The organism is Pseudomonas sp. YeP6b (assembly GCF_025642995.1).
GTDB lineage: Bacteria > Pseudomonadota > Gammaproteobacteria > Pseudomonadales > Pseudomonadaceae > Aquipseudomonas.
In genome coordinates this window covers 1,977,742-1,994,334 of record NZ_CP080090.1, presented here as the reverse complement: position 1 = coordinate 1,994,334, position 16,593 = coordinate 1,977,742, and the positions used below count along the sequence as shown (strand labels likewise).

Here is a 16,593-nt window from a genome sequence, read left to right as displayed (position 1 = left end):
CTGGGTGTTCGCCCCAATCGTTACAACAAAGGCGCAACCACCGGTTCTTGCCGCGGCCATGCATCCAGTACGGCCTTGAACAACGTCGCCAACGGGATCGCAAAGAACACGCCCCAAAACCCCCACAACCCACCAAACAACAACACTGCACAGATGATCGCTACCGGGTGCAGGTTGACGGCCTCCGAGAACAGCAGCGGCACCAGCACGTTACCGTCCAGGGTCTGGATAATGCCGTACACCGCCATCAGGTAGATGAACTGGTCACTCCAGCCCCATTGAAACAATGCGATCAGCATCACCGGCACCGTCACCACCACCGCGCCGACATACGGCACCACCACCGACACCCCCACCAGCAACGCCAGCAGTGCCGCGTAGTTCAGCCCCAGCGCCACAAACGCGATGTAGGTAACGCCCCCGCAGATAACAATCTCGATGACCTTGCCGCGGATGTAATTAGCGATCTGCCGGTTCATTTCCTCAGCCACGCGAGTGATCAACGCGCGCTCACGCGGTAGATACCCGCTGACCCAGCGACCAATCATTGCGCGGTCCTTGAGGAAGAAGAACACCAGGATCGGCACCAGCACCAGGTAGATCATGATGTTGACCAGCAGCGGCAAGCTGGAGAGGGAAAAGGTCAGCGCCCATTGCCCGAATTTTCCGATCTCGCCGCGCGCCACTTCGATGGCCTGCAGCACCTGCTCATCCGACACCAAGTGCGGGTAGCGTTCCGGCAACAGCAGCAACAGCGATTGCCACTTGGCGAGCATGCCCGGCAGCTCGTTGAACAGGGTGATCAACTGATGCCACAGTAACGGCAGCAGCACCACGATGAACACCACCAACAGCCCCATGAACAAGGCAAACACCAGCCCCACCGCCACCCCGCCCGGCAAGCGCAAACGCTCCAGGGTGGTGACTAGGCCTTGCATCAGGTACGCCAACACCATCCCTGCCAGCACCGGTGCCAACATGCCACCTAAGGTGAGCACGGCGGTAAAGGCCAGGAACAGCAGGACCGCCAGCACCACGGCCTCTTCATCGGAGAAGTAGCGCTGAATCCAGTCTCGTAACACTTTGAACATCAATCAACCTCGGGTGATGGGGGCAAACGGTTCAGGCCTTGCGCAACCAATAGCGGTACACGCCGGCGGCGTCTTCTTCGTGCAACAAGGTGTGGCCGGCCAACTTGGCAAACGTACGGAAATCACGCTGGGAGCCTGCGTCCGTGGCGATCACCTTGAGTACTGCACCGCTGGCCAATCGATTGAGTTCCAGCTTGGCCTTGAGCAACGGCAACGGGCAATTGAGGCCGCTGGCATCGAGTTCGGCATCAAAGGCTACAGCGTCGGTCATGGTTTTACTCCGGGCAAGCGTTTAGGGTGCTTAGAATATCTGGTCCGAAGCTCAGTGTCCGGCTACAGTAACCTCTTTGTCGAAAGGCTCTGTGCATGACTTTTTTGCGCCCCACCCTGCTGACGCTGGCTTGCCTGCTGGCCTCTCCAGGCTTCGCGGACGACCTGCCGTCACTTGGCGACGCCAGTTCTGCCATTGTCTCGCCACAACAGGAATATCAGTTGGGCCGCGCATGGCTGGCCTATCTGCGCGGCCAGGTCTCGCAACTCAATGACCCGCAGCTCAAGGATTACGTCGAAACCAGCGTTTACAAGCTGGTGGAGACCAGCCAGGTCAATGACCGGCGCCTGGAGTTCATCCTGATCAACAGCCCGCAACTCAACGCCTTTGCCGCCCCTGGCGGGATTGTCGGGGTCAACGGCGGCCTGTTCCTCAATGCCCAGACCGAAGGCGAATATGCCTCGGTACTCGCCCACGAATTGGCTCACTTGTCCCAGCGCCACTTTGCCCGCGGTGTGGAAGCGCAGTCACGCATGCAGATCCCGATGATGGCCGCTTTGCTCGGCGGCATTATCGCTGCGGCAGCGGGTGCAGGTGATGCCGGTATTGCCGCGATTGCCGGCAGCCAAGCAGCGGCCATTCAGGAGCAACGCCGGTTCTCGCGCCAGAACGAACAGGAGGCTGACCGTATCGGCATCCTCAATCTGGAAAAAGCCGGTTACGACCCCCGCTCCATGCCGACCATGTTCGAGCGGCTGATGCGCCAATACCGTTTTGACGCCAAACCGCCGGAATTCCTGCTGACTCACCCAGTCACCGAATCACGGATCGCCGACACCCGTAACCGCGCCGAGCAAGCCAAAACCGGCGGCAAGGAAGACAGCCTGCGTTATCAACTGATTCGCGCGCGGGTACAGTTGCAATACGAAGATACGCCGGGCCTGGCTGCCAAGCGCTTCCAGGCACAACTGGATGAGAACCCGAAAAACGATGTGGCGCGCTACGGCCTGGCCATCGCCCAGATCAAGGGCACCCAGCTCAAGGAAGCACGGGAAACCCTGGCGCCGCTGCTGGCCAAGGCACCCAACGACATCATTTACAACCTGGCGCAGATCGAGCTGGACATCACCAACAACCGCTTGCCAGATGCGCAGCAACGCACTGACCGGATGCTGACCCAATACCCCGGCAACTATCCGCTGAATCAGGTACGCGTGGACTTGCTGCTCAAGCAGAACCGTACCACCGATGCGGAGAAGGCCTTGGATGCGTTGCTCAAGTCCCGTCCTGATGATCCGGACGTCTGGTACCAGGTCGCCGAGACACGCGGACTGTCCGGCAACATCATCGGCTTGCATCAAGCCCGCGCCGAGTACTTTGCATTGGTAGGCGACTTCCAGCAGGCCATTCAGCAACTGGACTTCGCCAAGCGCCGCGCCGGCAACAACTTCCCGCTGTCCTCGCGTATCGACGCACGCCAGCGTGAGCTGATCGAACAGGAACGCTTGGTAAAAGGGATGATGAGCTAAACCCGCCGCCCACAAAAAAGCCCCGCTTTCGCGGGGCTTTTTATTGTTCTAGCGGATTACTCGGCCAGCTTGAAGGTGATGAAGCTTGCACGCCCTTGACGCAACACGCGCATCGATACCGAACGGTTCTTCGGCAGCGCCTTGGCGATGTCGGTGAACTGCTTGGTGGTGTCGATGGCCTGATTGTTCAGGTGGGTGATGACATCACCTGGCTGCAGGCCAATCAAGGAGGCAGGGCCGTCCTGCACTTCCTTGATCACTACGCCACTTTTAAGGTCAAAGGCTTTCTTTTGCTCATCCGTCAGCTCGGCTACGGCGATGCCCAGGCGATTGCTGCTGCGCTCGGCGCCCGGCTTGGTGTTGCCCAGGGCATCCAGGGTGGCGCCCTCTTCCGGAATTGCGCCTACGGTCAGCTCAACGGTCTGGCGCTTGCCTTCACGAATCACTTCCAGCTTGGCTTTGCTACCGGCCTTGAGTGCACCTACCAAATGCGGCAGGTCAGCCGACATGATGATCGGCTGGCCATTCATGCTCAGGATCACGTCGCCTACTTGCAGGCCACCTTTGGCAGCCGGGCCGTCACCCTGGATCTGCGCGACAAGGGCACCGGCCGGCTTATCAAGACCGAAGGACTCAGCCAGATCTTTGTTCACTTCCTGGATCACTACGCCCAACCAGCCACGGCTGACTTTGCCACCGCTTTTGAGCTGGTTGGAAACATCCATGGCCACGTCGATCGGGATGGCGAAGGACACGCCCATGAAGCCACCGGAACGGGTATAGATCTGCGAGTTGATCCCGACCACTTCGCCCGCCAGGTTGAACAGCGGACCACCGGAGTTACCCGGGTTGATCGGCACGTCAGTCTGGATGAACGGCACGTAGTTTTCATTTGGCAGGCTACGGCCGATGGCGCTGACAATGCCCTGGGTGACGGTATGGTCGAAGCCGAACGGTGAACCGATCGCCACTACCCATTGCCCGGCTTTCAGGTCCTGGGATTTACCCAGTTTCAGCACCGGTAGATCTTTGCCTTCGATTTTCAACAAGGCCACGTCGGAACGCGGATCGGTGCCAACCAGCTTGGCTTTAAGCTCACTGCGATCAGCCAGACGAACGAGGATCTCGTCAGCGTCGGCAATCACGTGGTTGTTAGTCAGGATGTAGCCGTCCGGAGAAATGATGAAGCCCGAGCCCAAGGACTGCGCTTCACGCTGACCTCCACCGCCCCGAGGGGAGCGCGGTTGCGGCATGCCGCGCTCGAAGAACTCGCGCAGCATGGGCGGCAAGCCCTCAAGGTCCGGCATCTGCTGGTTCGAGACCTTGCGATCCGGCAGTTTTTGCGTGGTACTGATGTTCACCACGGCAGGCGAGGCCTGCTCCACCAGTTGGGTGAAGTCAGGCAGCTCGGCCGCTTGCGCGGGCAGGGCCTGACCCAGCACCAGCACCGTGGCGACTATGGATAGGTAAGACTTCAAACGTGGTATCGACATACAGCTCCCGTTACGACGAGCAGGGTTGAGCGACAGGGTTCAAGAAACGCCGAAAACTGCGACCGACATCTTTGTTCCGCGAACAAAACAAGGCCAGGGCCGGCAGGCCCTGACCTATAAAAAATATGGGGATTTTTTGCAAGTGAAAATACTGATCCAGAGATTTCATACTCTCAGCACCCAACCAAGCTTAGGCGCAGATTGAAAGACCAGGATGAACATAGGATTAACAATTCACGGCTTGGTGGCTGTCTTTTCGCCACGTACCGACAGCGCAATGCGCTCGGCGGTGCCGATGGGGATTTCGCCGACGACCGTCACCACTACTTCGCCATCGACTGTGTTCAGGCGACGGGATACAGCAACGGTTGGGCCTAGCTGGGTGCGCGTTTCACTTACGCTCGCGCCGTCGGTTGACTCGAGAAACACAGAAAAACGTGCAAGCCCGTCGTCATACATCAGGCTGTCGACGGTAGATTGGGTCTGCGTATCTCTACGCGCAATGCTGCTGGTGAGCTGGAAGCCAGGAGGCAACCAATCCAGGTGCCACGCATGGGTGGCGGGCACTTCAGGCGCTTTGTTCTTGGAGGTGGCTAAAGGCGCGCACTCGCTAGTGGGCTGCAAGTCACGATCGGAGGGGGACGGCGAAGTGTTCAGTCGCGTGAACTGGAAACGCTCCAACAGCTGGCCCTGATCATTGAGCAACAAGGATTTGAGCGGCAGCGCGGTTTCACGATCCAGGTGCAACTCAAAGCCATACCTGTACTGGTCACGCGGCGTGATCGCCACAATCACCGCATTACGACCGGCCACGCGCGATTTGCCAATGACGGCCAGTTCATAGAATTGAGTGAGTTTTTGCGGGTCAAGTGCGCGCGACGGCGCATCAGGGGAATTACCAAGGCCTGCGATCAACGTGCCACTGACACATTGCGTGCGGCCATCTACGCGCACGACTTCCTGGGCCGACCCATCGAGCTGCAAAAGCCGCTCTCGGACCTGACCATCCTGGACACGATGCCAGATGTCATGGGTAGAAAAACTGCCATTACGTTCGTAGACAAACGTACCTTGAAAGCTTTGCTGCTGCTCTGCACGCCCAAGTCGAGTAAGCCAGTCTTGGGCTTCATCGGCATGGGCGGGGAGTGCAAACCAGCCACTGAGCAAAAGCGTAAGGAGCGGTATGGCGCGCATAGAGCCCCTTAGCGGTTTAGCGGTTTTCCAGACTTGCTGCACGAGCGTATGGCAGAGCGCTTTCAGTCCCTTTCAAGGCCGATTCCTGTGCGTGTTGGCGCAGGTAACCTGGAAGACGCTGATCCTGCCAGCCGGATTGCCCTTGAAGTACACCGTTAGCCATAGGGCCGGTGGCATCGGAGCTTTCCTTGTAGCCGGCCAGTACGGCTGGACCTTTAACTTGCGGACCGGCCATGACCGGTTGCTGAGTCTGTTGGGCCAGCTCGGCACCCGCGATTTCGTCCTGGTTGTACAGGCGAACACCGGCCAGCACAGCAACGGTTACCGAAGCAGCGACTGCCAGACGACCCAGGCTACGCCATGGACCACGAGCAGCTTTTGCCGGAACGGCTTCATCAGCCAGCGCAGCAGAAACGGCCGCAGCAATATCCAGACGAGGGATTAAAAGATCCTTGTGCATCACCGCCCGAGCGACTTGGTAACGAGACCAGGTATCACGGGTTTCGGCATCATCAAATGCGTTAAGCACTCGACGAAGTTCCAGTTCATCCGCTTCGTTATCCATCACTGCGGACAGCGATTCCTGCAGGGCATCACGACTCATGGCGGTTCCTCTCTTGGCTGTCGCCGCTGTCTTTAGTTTTCCTGCAACAACGGTTGCAAGGCTTTATCGATGGCTTCCCGGGCCCGGAAAATCCGTGACCTTACAGTCCCCACCGGACACTGCATGACGCTCGCAATGTCTTCGTAACTCAGACCATCGAATTCACGTAAAGTTAACGCCGTACGTAAATCTTCTGGAAGTTGCTGAATTGTGCGATGAACGGTGCCTTCGATCTCGTCGCGCAGCAAAGCACGCTCCGGCGACTCGAGATCTTTGAGGCCGTGATCACCATCATAAAATTCTGCATCTTCTGAACTTACATCGCTATCCGGTGGGCGGCGGCCGCGAGACACCAGATAGTTCTTCGCCGTGTTGATGGCGATGCGATATAGCCACGTGTAAAACGCACTATCACCGCGAAAGTTACCAAGTGCACGGTACGCCTTGATAAAGGCTTCCTGTGCAACGTCCTGCGCTTCATGGGTGTCGTGCACAAACCGCACGATCAACCCGAGAATTTTGTGCTGGTATTTCAGCACTAGCAGATCAAATGCTCGCTTGTCGCCGCGTTGAACGCGCTCGACCAGCTGCTGATCCTCTTCCTGGGTTAGCATGAACACTCCTCGTTGTACTTGAAGGAGGCTTGCATAACTAAACGATCAGGCTTGCAAACATAGACTCGGACTTTTCGCAAAAGTTCTCCCCCTCAAAGCAAGTTTCCGGCGCGCACTGATTTGGCACACACGAAAAACGCAGCACGGGCAACGCCGGCTGCGCGAATAATCTTGTCGCCGGTTTTCTGACGCGTCCAATGCTCCCGACGGGCCAATAAACTCAACGTTTTCCCAGCTTTCGGGCAACCTGCTATTGAGTCGGGGCTTATGCAAAAAGTTCCCGCTTCAATAACCCGACGATTTTACCTCGCCGTGCGCCGTAATCTCACATTGCCACGAATGCCCGGCTATTGTGCCGCTCCCCCCCTCTATATACTAGTGGCCCGTGTGACCCTTTGATTCGCCGATCCAGGCGTCCTGTTTGCGCCACCCCTTTGGATCGCTTTTTGCGGAATCCTTCAAATGAGCCAACAGTTTCAACACGATGTCCTGGTGATCGGTAGTGGCGCGGCCGGCTTGAGCCTCGCACTGACTCTCCCCAACCACCTGCGCATTGCAGTGCTGAGCAAAGGTGACCTCGCCAACGGCTCGACATTCTGGGCACAAGGCGGCGTCGCAGCGGTACTCGATGACACCGACACGGTGCAATCCCACGTCGAAGACACCCTCAACGCCGGCGGCGGCCTGTGCAATGAAGACGCCGTGCGCTTCACCGTTGAGCATAGCCGCGAAGCCATCCAATGGCTGATCGACCAAGGTGTGCCGTTCACCCGCGACGAACACGCGGGCAGTGACGACGGTGGATTCGAATTCCACCTGACCCGTGAAGGCGGCCACAGCCATCGCCGCATCATCCACGCCGCCGACGCCACCGGCGCCGCGATCTTCAAGACTCTGCTCGACCAGGCCCGCCAACGCCCCAACATCGAGTTGCTCGAACAACGGGTAGCCGTCGACCTGATCACCGAAAAACGCCTGGGCCTGGACGGCGAACGCTGCCTCGGCGCCTACGTGCTCAACCGCGCCAGCGGCGAAGTCGACACCTACGGCGCGCGCTTCACCATTCTCGCTTCGGGCGGCGCAGCCAAGGTCTACCTCTACACCAGCAACCCCGACGGTGCCTGTGGTGATGGCATCGCGATGGCCTGGCGTTCGGGCTGCCGGGTGGCCAACCTGGAATTCAACCAGTTCCACCCCACCTGCCTGTATCACCCGCAGGCCAAGAGTTTCTTGATCACCGAAGCCCTGCGTGGTGAAGGCGCACACCTGAAACTGCCGAATGGCGAGCGCTTCATGCAACGCTTCGACCCACGCGCCGAACTGGCGCCACGGGATATCGTCGCCCGCGCCATCGACCACGAAATGAAGCGCCTGGGCATTGATTGCGTCTACTTGGACATCAGCCACAAACCCGAAGCCTTCATCAAGACCCACTTCCCCACCGTCTACGAGCGCTGCCTGGCGTTCAACATCGACATCACCAAAGGCCCGATCCCGGTGGTGCCGGCCGCGCACTACACCTGCGGTGGCGTGATGGTCGACCAACACGGCCGCACCGACGTGCCCGGCCTGTACGCGATCGGCGAAACCAGCTTCACCGGCCTGCACGGCGCTAACCGCATGGCCAGCAACTCGCTGCTCGAGTGCTTCGTCTACGCCCGTTCAGCCGCCGCCGACATCCTCGAGCAACTGCCACGCATCCCGGTACCCGCCGCCCTGCCCCGCTGGGACGCCAGCCAAGTTACCGATTCGGACGAAGACGTGATCATCGCCCACAACTGGGACGAGCTGCGCCGCTTCATGTGGGACTACGTGGGAATTGTGCGCACCAACAAGCGCCTGCAACGCGCTCAACACCGCGTGCGGTTGCTGCTGGACGAGATCGACGAGTTCTACAGCAACTACAAAGTCAGCCGCGACTTGATCGAATTGCGCAATTTGGCCCAAGTGGCGGAACTGATGATTCGCTCAGCCATGGAGCGCAAAGAAAGTCGAGGCCTGCATTACACCCTCGACTACCCGCAGATGCTGCCCGAGGCCCGCGACACTATCCTGGTGCCAACCACCTACGGCGGCTGAACTTCAAACGCACCCGCAGGCGCCGATGCACATCGCCAGCCTGCGAATCCCTCGGCACGCAAATCGAACGCACCCACCACGCGCCCGGCACCCGGTAGCGCAGGACCACGATCAACGGTAATGCCAGGCTGTCTGGACGCAGCTGCACACTGTGCCAACCGCGCTCATTGCTGAATAACTGCCAGCCGTCTTCGTCGCGGCGCAGGCCGCGAATCGACGAACGGTGGGTCAACAGAATATGCCGAGGTAACACCCAGGCGGCATGAGCCAGGCACAACAGCAGGCCAAGGCTTGCAAAAGGCAACGCGATAACGAGCAAGGCACCCAGTGCGAACAGCTGGGCAAGCAGATACGCCGCCAGCAGCAGCCGAGAGGCCTGCCAGCGGCATTCGAAGCGATTACTTAGGCTGGACACGGTCCAGAATCTTGCGAACCATGCGCTGCAGCTCCGGATCCTCAGATTCGGCACGTTCCATGAACCAGCCGAACATGTCCTGGTCTTCGCAAGTCAGCAGCCGCTCGTAGAGTTTGCGATCCACCTCATTGAGCGACTTGTACACCTCTCGGGTGAAAGGCACCAACAACACATCCAACTCGAGCATGCCACGACGGCTGTGCCAGTAGAGGCGATTGATTTCTACTTCTTCGACCATGGAGCGCTCCTCAAATAGTGCGCAAGTATACAGCCCCGACGGCAGCGGACCAGTCGGCGTTGGTCGCCCCCTACGGAAACTATCCATTTGCCGGGCGCCCCTCTATGATGCACCCATGACTTTTTGACCTGCGATGACCCATGGCCGACTCTGCTTTTTTCTGCCCCCTGTCCCACGAAGGCGTTCTCGCCGTCCGCGGCGCCGACGCTGCCAAGTTCCTGCAGGGGCAACTGACCTGCAACCTCAATTACCTGAGTGACACCCAGGCCAGCCTCGGCGCGCGCTGCACGCAAAAAGGGCGCATGCAGTCGAGTTTTCGCATCCTGCTGCAAGGTGATGGCGTGCTCCTGGCCATGGCCACCGAACTGCTCGAGCCGCAACTGGCTGACCTGAAAAAATACGCGGTGTTCTCCAAGTCTAAACTCACCGACGAAAGCACCGCCTGGGCGCGTTTCGGCCTGGCGAATGCAGATCAAACCCTGGCCGCCCTCGGACTTGAACTGCCTGCCGAGACCGACAGCGTAGCGCGCACCGAAGCGTTGATCGCCCTCCGCGTCTCCCCCGGGCGTGCCGAACTCTGGGTGCCCGCCGAACAAGCCGAAGCATTGCGCAACCAATTGGCTGCACAGCTGCAACAAGCTGACTTGAATGACTGGCTGCTCGGCCAGATCCGCGCCGGCATCGGCCAGGTCATGCCCCAGACCCGCGAACTGTTCATCCCACAGATGCTCAACCTGCAGGCCGTCGGCGGCGTCAGCTTCAAGAAAGGCTGCTACACCGGCCAGGAAATCGTCGCGCGCATGCAGTACCTGGGCAAGCTCAAGCGTCGCCTGTATCGCCTGCGCCTCGACGGCGCGGAATTGCCCGAGCCAGGCACCCCGCTGTTCGCGCCCAGCCACAACAGCGCCATCGGTGAAGTGGTGATAGCAGCAAAAGCTGACCAATCCGTTGAACTTCTGGCCGTGTTGCAAGCCGAAGCTGCTGACAGTGGCGATGTGCACTTAGGCACCCTGGAAGGCCCCGGCTTGCAACTGCTCGATCTGCCTTACCAACTGGATCGCGATCAAGAGATCCAGCGTTAATCGCCATACCTTTTTGCAACACCCTAGAGAGCATGAATGAACAAGCTGGCGGAAAAAGTCCAACAGGCTTTAGTGACGGCCATCGACAACGATGACCTGGTTCTGCCGACATTACCGGAAGTGGCCCTGAAGATACGTCAGGCCGCCGAAGACCCGGAGATCAGCATCGGCCACCTGAGTAAAGTGATCAGTCGCGATACCGCCCTGTCGGCGCGCCTGATCAAAGTGGTCAACAGCCCGCTGCTGCGCGCGACCCAGGAAGTCACCGACCTGCACACCGCCATCACCCGGCTGGGCACCAATTACAGTAGTAACTTGGCCATCGGCCTGGTGATGGAACAAATCTTCCACGCGCGCTCCGAAGTCGTCGAACTGAAAATGCGCGAAGTGTGGCGCCGCAGCCTGGAAGTGGCGGGCGTGAGTTATGCCTTGTGCCGCAGCCACAGCCATCTCAAGCCGGACCAAGCGGCCCTCGGCGGGTTGGTGCATCAGATAGGCGTGCTACCGATCCTCACTTATGCCGAAGACCATTACGAACTGCTCTCCGACCCGGTCAGCCTCAACCATGTGATCGAGAGCATTCATCCATTGCTGGGCGACAAGCTGCTGGGTGGCTGGGATTTCCCGGAGATGCTGGCGAAGCTGCCGGGGCAATACCTGGACCTGGAGCGGGACTCCGCGAGCCTGGACTACATCGACCTAGTGCAAGTTGCCGTGCTGTACTGCCACCGAGACACCGATCATCCGCTGGCGAACGTGGCGGTTTCAGACCTGCCGGCAATCAAGAAACTGCGTATCGACCCTTACAGCGATGCCCTGCGCGCCGAGTTGGATGAAGCGCGCTCGATGTTCTACTGATCAACCCGCGATAAAACTCACGCGCACCTTCAGCCCCGCCGACTCACCATCATGCAGACTGATCTGCGCCAAGTGCGCGCGGCAGATCTCACCGACAATCGCCAACCCCAACCCCGAGCCCATGCCCTGCTGGCTGCGGCGATAGAAACGCTCAAATACCCGGTCCCGCTCATCCAGCGGGATGCCCGGGCCATCATCTTCCACTTCCAGGATCGCGGGCGCCGTAACCCGCAGGATCACATTGCCACCCGGTGGCGTGTGGGCCAGCGCGTTATCGACCAGGTTACTCAACAACTCATTCAATAAAGTTGGCTCGCCGCGCAGCCACACCGGCTCGTCTGCCTCCAACGCCAGGGCGACACCGCGAGCGTGGGCCAGCGGCGCCATGGCCATGCCCAACTCGCGCGCCAACTGGCTGAGGTCGAGCAATTGCGCACCGCCTTCGGCAATCGCCCGTGCGCCGTTTTCAATGCGCGCCAACGACAGTAACTGGTTGGCCAGGTGGGTCAGGCGGTCGGTGCCTTGGGCGGCGGTTTCCAGGGTGCTGCGCCACGTCTGCGGGGCGTCGCTGCGCAGGCCCAGCTCCAGGCGAGCCTTGAGCGCGGCCAGCGGGGTGCGCAGTTCGTGGGCGGCGTCGGCGATAAACTGCGCCTGACGTTCGAACTGGCCGCGCAGGCGCTCGGTGAAGTGATTGAGGGAGCGCACCAGCGGGCCGAACTCATCCTGCACTTCCACCAGCGGCAACGGCCGCAAGTCGTCGGGCTGGCGCTCTTCCACCGCCGTGCGCAGGCGCTCGAGCGGGCGCAACGCCGCGCTCACGGCAAACCACACCAGCATCAACGCGCCGACCGCCAACATCCCAAGGCGCAGCAAGGTGTCGGCCATCAGGCTGCGGGCCATGCTCTCGCGCGCTTCATCGGTTTCCGCGACGCGAATCTCTGCCATGCCATTCATGTTCGGTTCGGAGACAGCCTTGAGCAGGCTGACCACACGGACAGGCTGGCCTTGAAACGTGGCGTTATAAAACCGCGCCAACGCGGGGTAATCGTCAGTACGCGGCGTGCCGGGAGGCGGACCGGGTAGGTTTTCGTAGCCGGAGATCAGCTTCTGATCAATATCGTTGACCTGATAATAGATACGGCCTGCGCTGTCGTAGGCAAAAGTGTCCAGCGCCACATACGGCACATTCGCACTCAGGGTGCCATCCACTTGGGTCAACCCGGCAGCGATAGTGCGCGCCGAGGCCAGTAAGGTGCGGTCATAGGCAGTGTCGGCGGCTTCGCGACCATTCCAGTAAGCACTCATGCCGCTGGCAAGCATCAACACCACCAGCAACAGTGCCAGGTTCCACAGCAGGCGCCAGCGCAAGCTGCTGGGCTTATGCATCGCGGGCTTCCAGCAGGTAGCCGAGGCCGCGGAAGGTCACGATAGCGATGGGCTGGCCGTCGAGTTTCTTGCGTAAACGGTGCACATAGATTTCGATGGCGTCGGGGCTGGCCTCTTCATCCAGGCCAAATACCTGGGAGGCCAATTGCTCCTTGCTCATCACGCGGCCTGGACGGGCAATCAGCGCTTCAAGCACCGCTTGCTCGCGGGAGGTCAAGGTCAACAGTTCGCCGCCCACCGTGAAACGCCGGGTATCCAAGTCATACACCAGCACGCCGCACGCCTGCTGGCGCTCGCCACCCAATACACTGCGGCGCAACAGCGCCTTGACCCGCGCCTCCAACTCGGTCAGTTCAAACGGCTTGGCCAGGTAGTCATCGGCGCCCAGGTTCAGGCCATGCACGCGGTCCTTCACATCACTGCGCGCCGTCAGCATTAACACAGGCAGATTTTTCCCACGCGCCCGCAGGCGCGCCAATACCTCGAAACCGTCCATGCGCGGCAGCCCCACATCGAGGATGACCACCGCGTATTCCTCACTGTTCAAGGCCAGGTCCGCGGCCACCCCATCGTGCAGCACGTCGACGGTCAAACCCGTGCTCTTGAGCGCCTGGGCGACACTTTCGGCGAGTTGCAAATGGTCTTCAACCAGGAGAACACGCATGGATTTTCACCTCATTCGGGCATGGTCGACGCCACGCTTTGGCGGGCAGTTTACAGGCGCCACCTGCCCTGTGAAGCCCGAAAACACTGAAATGCAACTGAAAGGTTAGTGAAAGGTTCGCCCTTTAGCATCCAGATACGGTGGGTAATTCCCGCCGAGCTACCTGATCCGTAGCGCCAGAAAAACGCCTAGACGCGTTTTCGCCAAAATAAGAACAATAACGGAGTACACAACGATGCTGTCGACACAGCCCCAGGCTTGCCCGCCTGTTCGTTTTTCTCGCCTTACCCAGACCGCCCTTGCCAGTGCCACTGCCCTTGCCGGCTTTTCGCCGCTGAGCCAGGCTGCCTTCTTCGAAGACAGTAGCGCGACCCTGGAAACCCGCAACATGTACTTCAACCGCGACTTTCGCGACGGCACCAGCGCGCAGCAGTCCAAGCGCGACGAATGGGCCCAGGGCTTTATGCTCAACCTGCAATCGGGCTACACCGACGGCACCGTCGGCTTTGGCGTGGATGCATTGGGCATGCTCGGGGTCAAGCTCGACTCCAGCCCCGACCGCACCGGCAGCGGCCTGTTGCCCACCGACAACGGTCGGGCCGTGGATGAATACTCCAAACTCGGCCTGACCGGCAAAGTGAAAATCTCCGCCACCGAGCTGAAGATCGGTGCGCTGATCCCCGAATTGCCGATCCTCAAGCCCAACGACGGCCGCATCCTGCCGCAAACCTTCAACGGCGGGCTGCTGACGTCCAAAGAATTCAAGAACCTCGTGTTCACCGGTGGCCGCCTGGATAAAGCCAAGGACCGCGACTCTACCGACTACGAAGACATCGCCCTCAACAACAAGAACAGCCGTTTCGTCAGCGGCGCTACCGGCAAGCACTTCAACTTCGGTGGCGTGGACTACAAGTTCGCCGACAAGATCACCGGCAGCTACCACTTCGCCCAGCTCGACGATGTCTACCGCCAGCACTTCCTGGGCCTGGTGGCCTCGCGCCCAATGGGCCCCGGCACCTTCGGCGCCGACCTGCGCCTGGCCATCAGTGATGACACCGGTGCAGCCCACGGCGGCCCTATCGACAACAAATCCCTCAACGGCCTGTTCAGCTATGCCCTCAATGGCCATAAGCTCAGCGCCGGCTACCAGCACATGTCCGGCGACAGCGCCTTTCCCTATGTGGATGGCGCTGACCCGTACCTGGTCAACTTCGTACAGATCAACGACTTCGCCGGCGCCGAAGAACGCTCCTGGCAGGCACGCTACGACTACGACTTCGCCAAACTGGGGATTCCCGGCCTGAGTTTTATGAGCCGTTACCTGTCGGGTGACAACATCAAGCTCAGGAACGGCGAGACCGGCAAGGAGTGGGAACGCAACAGCGAGATCCGCTATGTCGTGCAAAGTGGCACGTTCAAAGACGTAGCCCTGCGCCTGCGCAATGCCACGTACCGCTCCAACTATTCGGCACGTGACGCGGATGAAGTGCGTGTGCTGGTCAGTTACAGCCTCGCGCTCTGGTAATAAGTGCCGGGCAGTCACACCTAATAACAACAAAGACGGAGATAAAAATGACCTATTCACTGCGTAAATTGGCCCTCGCCGCCGGCTGCATGCTGTTCGCTGGCCAACTGATGGCCGCCGACGAACCCAAGCGCCCGGAATGCATCGCCCCGGCCTCGCCCGGCGGTGGTTTTGACCTGACCTGCAAACTGGCGCAAAGCGCGCTGGTCAACGAAAAGTTGCTGAGCAAACCGATGCGCGTGACCTACATGCCGGGCGGCGTGGGTGCGGTGGCGTATAACGCAGTGGTGGCGCAGCGCCCGGCAGACGCCGGCACCTTGGTGGCGTGGTCCAGTGGTTCGCTGTTGAACCTGGCCCAAGGCAAGTTCGGGCGCTTCGATGAAAGTGCCGTGCGTTGGTTGGCAGCCGTGGGCACCAGCTACGGTGCCATCGCCGTAAAAAGCGATTCGCCTTACAAAAACCTCGACGACCTAGTACAGGCGCTGAAGAAAGATCCGAGCAAAGTGGTCATCGGCTCCGGCGGCACTGTGGGCAGCCAGGACTGGATGCAAACCGCTCTAGTCGCCAAGGCTGCCGGGATCAATCCGCGCGACCTGCGCTATGTGGCACTGGAAGGCGGTGGTGAAATTGTCACCGCATTGATGGGCAACCATATCCAAGTGGGCAGTACCGACATCTCCGACTCCATGCCCCATATCCAGAGCGGCGACATGCGCTTACTCGCGGTGTTCTCCGAGGAGCGCCTGGACGAGCCGGAAATGAAGGATATTCCGACGGCGAAGGAGCAAGGCTACAACATCGTCTGGCCAGTGGTACGAGGCTTCTACCTCGGGCCAAAAGTCAGCGATGAAGACTACGCCTGGTGGAAAGCCGCCTTTGACAAGCTGCTGGCTTCCGAAGACTTCGCCAAGCTGCGCAACCAGCGCGAGCTGTTCCCGTTCGCCATGACCGGACCTGCGCTGGACACCTACGTGAAGAAACAGGTGGTTGACTACAAAGTGCTGGCCAAAGAATTCGGCCTGATCCAGTAATCGCCCCTTGTTCGCGCGGCCACGCCTCTGTGCATCAGGGGTGTGGCCCAGGAGTTTCCCATGCTCTTACAACGCATTTTTGCAGCCACGCTGCTGCTTGCCTGCGCCGGCCTGGCCTTGATGGCCTGGCCGTATCAGGCGGCATTTTCCTACGAGCCGGTCGGACCCCGTGCCTACCCGCTGTTGATGCTCGGCCTGATGAGCCTGGCACTGATCTATATGTTGTTTCGCCCTCAGCCCACCCAATACAAGGACGACGAACCACCGCTGGACCGAGCGACCCTGATCAAAATCGGCCTATGCGTGGCACTGCTACTGATATTTGCCGGCACCTTCGAGCCGCTGGGTTTCATTCTCAGCAGCATGCTGATCGGTATACCAATGGCTCGGCTATATGGCGGTCGCTGGTTGCCCAGCGTGGTGATTATCACGTTGATGAGCGTCGGTCTTTATCTGCTGTTTGATAAAGCCATGGACGTACCTCTGCCCCTCGGCCTGCTCGACGTTCTGGAGAACTGA

At 59.9% G+C, this 16,593-nt stretch carries 17 protein-coding genes; 7 read left to right on the top strand and 10 right to left on the bottom strand.

The annotated features are described in order from the left end of the window. Positions 1 to 20 precede the first annotated feature (20 nt). A complete protein-coding gene (locus KZH41_RS08940) occupies positions 21 to 1,091 on the bottom strand; it encodes an AI-2E family transporter (RefSeq protein WP_094952668.1) in 1,071 nt (356 codons plus the stop codon). A 31-nt stretch (positions 1,092 to 1,122) separates the two neighbouring features. Next, positions 1,123 to 1,362: a sulfurtransferase TusA family protein gene (locus KZH41_RS08935; RefSeq protein WP_010212198.1), complete on the bottom strand. Its 240-nt coding sequence runs from the start codon at positions 1,360 to 1,362 to the stop codon at positions 1,123 to 1,125. A gap of 95 nt (positions 1,363 to 1,457) precedes the next feature. Here KZH41_RS08935 and KZH41_RS08930 point away from each other — a divergent pair, with 95 nt between their 5' ends. Beyond that, a complete protein-coding gene (locus KZH41_RS08930) occupies positions 1,458 to 2,891 on the top strand; it encodes a M48 family metalloprotease (protein ID WP_242154903.1) in 1,434 nt (477 codons plus the stop codon). Between the two features lie 56 nt (positions 2,892 to 2,947). Here KZH41_RS08930 and KZH41_RS08925 read toward each other — a convergent pair whose 3' ends face one another. From KZH41_RS08925 to rpoE, 4 genes are all read right to left on the bottom strand, one after another. Next, complete coding sequence (locus tag KZH41_RS08925) at positions 2,948 to 4,384, bottom strand: DegQ family serine endoprotease (RefSeq protein ID WP_094952666.1); 1,437 nt, start codon at positions 4,382 to 4,384, stop codon at positions 2,948 to 2,950. 234 nt (positions 4,385 to 4,618) lie between these two features. Then, positions 4,619 to 5,578 carry a MucB/RseB C-terminal domain-containing protein gene (locus tag KZH41_RS08920; protein ID WP_242156020.1) on the bottom strand — a complete coding sequence of 320 codons (960 nt, stop codon included), beginning with the start codon at positions 5,576 to 5,578 and terminating at the stop codon, positions 4,619 to 4,621. A 16-nt stretch (positions 5,579 to 5,594) separates the two neighbouring features. Beyond that, the gene (locus KZH41_RS08915) at positions 5,595 to 6,182 is read right to left on the bottom strand and encodes a sigma-E factor negative regulatory protein (protein WP_034096393.1); all 588 of its coding nucleotides are present in this window, start codon (positions 6,180 to 6,182) and stop codon (positions 5,595 to 5,597) included. Positions 6,183 to 6,214: 32 nt separating this feature from the next. Then, the gene (gene rpoE / locus KZH41_RS08910) at positions 6,215 to 6,796 is read right to left on the bottom strand and encodes an RNA polymerase sigma factor RpoE (protein ID WP_003172477.1); all 582 of its coding nucleotides are present in this window, start codon (positions 6,794 to 6,796) and stop codon (positions 6,215 to 6,217) included. 462 nt (positions 6,797 to 7,258) lie between these two features. Here rpoE and nadB point away from each other — a divergent pair, with 462 nt between their 5' ends. After that, a complete protein-coding gene (nadB, locus tag KZH41_RS08905; RefSeq protein WP_242154901.1) occupies positions 7,259 to 8,875 on the top strand; it encodes an L-aspartate oxidase in 1,617 nt (538 codons plus the stop codon). Here the strand turns inward: nadB and KZH41_RS08900 are convergent. Both KZH41_RS08900 and KZH41_RS08895 read right to left on the bottom strand, forming a co-directional pair. Further along, positions 8,844 to 9,290: a protein YgfX gene (locus tag KZH41_RS08900; RefSeq protein WP_094950995.1), complete on the bottom strand. Its 447-nt coding sequence runs from the start codon at positions 9,288 to 9,290 to the stop codon at positions 8,844 to 8,846. The genes nadB and KZH41_RS08900 overlap by 32 nt on opposite strands. Further along, complete coding sequence (locus KZH41_RS08895; RefSeq protein WP_263274699.1) at positions 9,274 to 9,528, bottom strand: succinate dehydrogenase assembly factor 2; 255 nt, start codon at positions 9,526 to 9,528, stop codon at positions 9,274 to 9,276. The genes KZH41_RS08900 and KZH41_RS08895 overlap by 17 nt, the downstream gene beginning before the upstream one ends. A gap of 140 nt (positions 9,529 to 9,668) precedes the next feature. On the opposite strand from KZH41_RS08895, the gene KZH41_RS08890 reads away from it, so the two are divergent. After that, a complete protein-coding gene (locus KZH41_RS08890; RefSeq protein WP_242154899.1) occupies positions 9,669 to 10,610 on the top strand; it encodes a YgfZ/GcvT domain-containing protein in 942 nt (313 codons plus the stop codon). Between the two features lie 36 nt (positions 10,611 to 10,646). Beyond that, positions 10,647 to 11,468: an HDOD domain-containing protein gene (locus KZH41_RS08885; protein ID WP_094950998.1), complete on the top strand. Its 822-nt coding sequence runs from the start codon at positions 10,647 to 10,649 to the stop codon at positions 11,466 to 11,468. Here KZH41_RS08885 and KZH41_RS08880 read toward each other — a convergent pair whose 3' ends face one another. Both KZH41_RS08880 and KZH41_RS08875 read right to left on the bottom strand, forming a co-directional pair. Further along, positions 11,469 to 12,854 (bottom strand): sensor histidine kinase, encoded by a 1,386-nt coding sequence (locus KZH41_RS08880; RefSeq protein ID WP_094950999.1) that lies wholly within the window; start codon positions 12,852 to 12,854, stop codon positions 11,469 to 11,471. It lies immediately after the preceding gene. Further along, positions 12,847 to 13,518 carry a response regulator gene (locus KZH41_RS08875; RefSeq protein WP_083359659.1) on the bottom strand — a complete coding sequence of 224 codons (672 nt, stop codon included), beginning with the start codon at positions 13,516 to 13,518 and terminating at the stop codon, positions 12,847 to 12,849. Before KZH41_RS08875 ends, KZH41_RS08880 begins: the two co-directional genes overlap by 8 nt. 235 nt (positions 13,519 to 13,753) lie before the next feature. Between KZH41_RS08875 and KZH41_RS08870 the strand changes: the two genes are divergently transcribed. The 3 genes from KZH41_RS08870 to KZH41_RS08860 are packed head-to-tail and all read left to right on the top strand — an operon-like array spanning position 13,754 to position 16,593. Continuing rightward, complete coding sequence (locus KZH41_RS08870) at positions 13,754 to 15,043, top strand: OprD family porin (RefSeq protein WP_263274698.1); 1,290 nt, start codon at positions 13,754 to 13,756, stop codon at positions 15,041 to 15,043. Positions 15,044 to 15,090: 47 nt separating this feature from the next. Then, complete coding sequence (locus KZH41_RS08865) at positions 15,091 to 16,074, top strand: Bug family tripartite tricarboxylate transporter substrate binding protein (RefSeq protein WP_406979675.1); 984 nt, start codon at positions 15,091 to 15,093, stop codon at positions 16,072 to 16,074. A gap of 60 nt (positions 16,075 to 16,134) precedes the next feature. Then, on the top strand, positions 16,135 to 16,593 hold the full coding sequence (locus tag KZH41_RS08860) for a tripartite tricarboxylate transporter TctB family protein (protein ID WP_094951001.1): 459 nt from the start codon (positions 16,135 to 16,137) through the stop codon (positions 16,591 to 16,593).

Excerpts from the sequence above, each read along its gene's own strand:
- KZH41_RS08940 (WP_094952668.1), bottom strand. The coding sequence starts at position 1,091 with ATGTTCAAAGTGTTACGAGACTGGATTCAGCGCTACTTCTCCGATGAA.
- KZH41_RS08935 (WP_010212198.1), bottom strand. The coding sequence starts at position 1,362 with ATGACCGACGCTGTAGCCTTTGATGCCGAACTCGATGCCAGCGGCCTC.
- KZH41_RS08930 (WP_242154903.1), top strand. The coding sequence starts at position 1,458 with ATGACTTTTTTGCGCCCCACCCTGCTGACGCTGGCTTGCCTGCTGGCC.
- KZH41_RS08925 (WP_094952666.1), bottom strand. The coding sequence starts at position 4,384 with ATGTCGATACCACGTTTGAAGTCTTACCTATCCATAGTCGCCACGGTG.
- KZH41_RS08920 (WP_242156020.1), bottom strand. The coding sequence starts at position 5,578 with ATGCGCGCCATACCGCTCCTTACGCTTTTGCTCAGTGGCTGGTTTGCA.
- KZH41_RS08915 (WP_034096393.1), bottom strand. The coding sequence starts at position 6,182 with ATGAGTCGTGATGCCCTGCAGGAATCGCTGTCCGCAGTGATGGATAAC.
- rpoE (WP_003172477.1), bottom strand. The coding sequence starts at position 6,796 with ATGCTAACCCAGGAAGAGGATCAGCAGCTGGTCGAGCGCGTTCAACGC.
- nadB (WP_242154901.1), top strand. The coding sequence starts at position 7,259 with ATGAGCCAACAGTTTCAACACGATGTCCTGGTGATCGGTAGTGGCGCG.
- KZH41_RS08895 (WP_263274699.1), bottom strand. The coding sequence starts at position 9,528 with ATGGTCGAAGAAGTAGAAATCAATCGCCTCTACTGGCACAGCCGTCGT.
- KZH41_RS08890 (WP_242154899.1), top strand. The coding sequence starts at position 9,669 with ATGGCCGACTCTGCTTTTTTCTGCCCCCTGTCCCACGAAGGCGTTCTC.
- KZH41_RS08885 (WP_094950998.1), top strand. The coding sequence starts at position 10,647 with ATGAACAAGCTGGCGGAAAAAGTCCAACAGGCTTTAGTGACGGCCATC.
- KZH41_RS08880 (WP_094950999.1), bottom strand. The coding sequence starts at position 12,854 with ATGCATAAGCCCAGCAGCTTGCGCTGGCGCCTGCTGTGGAACCTGGCA.
- KZH41_RS08875 (WP_083359659.1), bottom strand. The coding sequence starts at position 13,518 with ATGCGTGTTCTCCTGGTTGAAGACCATTTGCAACTCGCCGAAAGTGTC.
- KZH41_RS08870 (WP_263274698.1), top strand. The coding sequence starts at position 13,754 with ATGCTGTCGACACAGCCCCAGGCTTGCCCGCCTGTTCGTTTTTCTCGC.
- KZH41_RS08865 (WP_406979675.1), top strand. The coding sequence starts at position 15,091 with ATGACCTATTCACTGCGTAAATTGGCCCTCGCCGCCGGCTGCATGCTG.
- KZH41_RS08860 (WP_094951001.1), top strand. The coding sequence starts at position 16,135 with ATGCTCTTACAACGCATTTTTGCAGCCACGCTGCTGCTTGCCTGCGCC.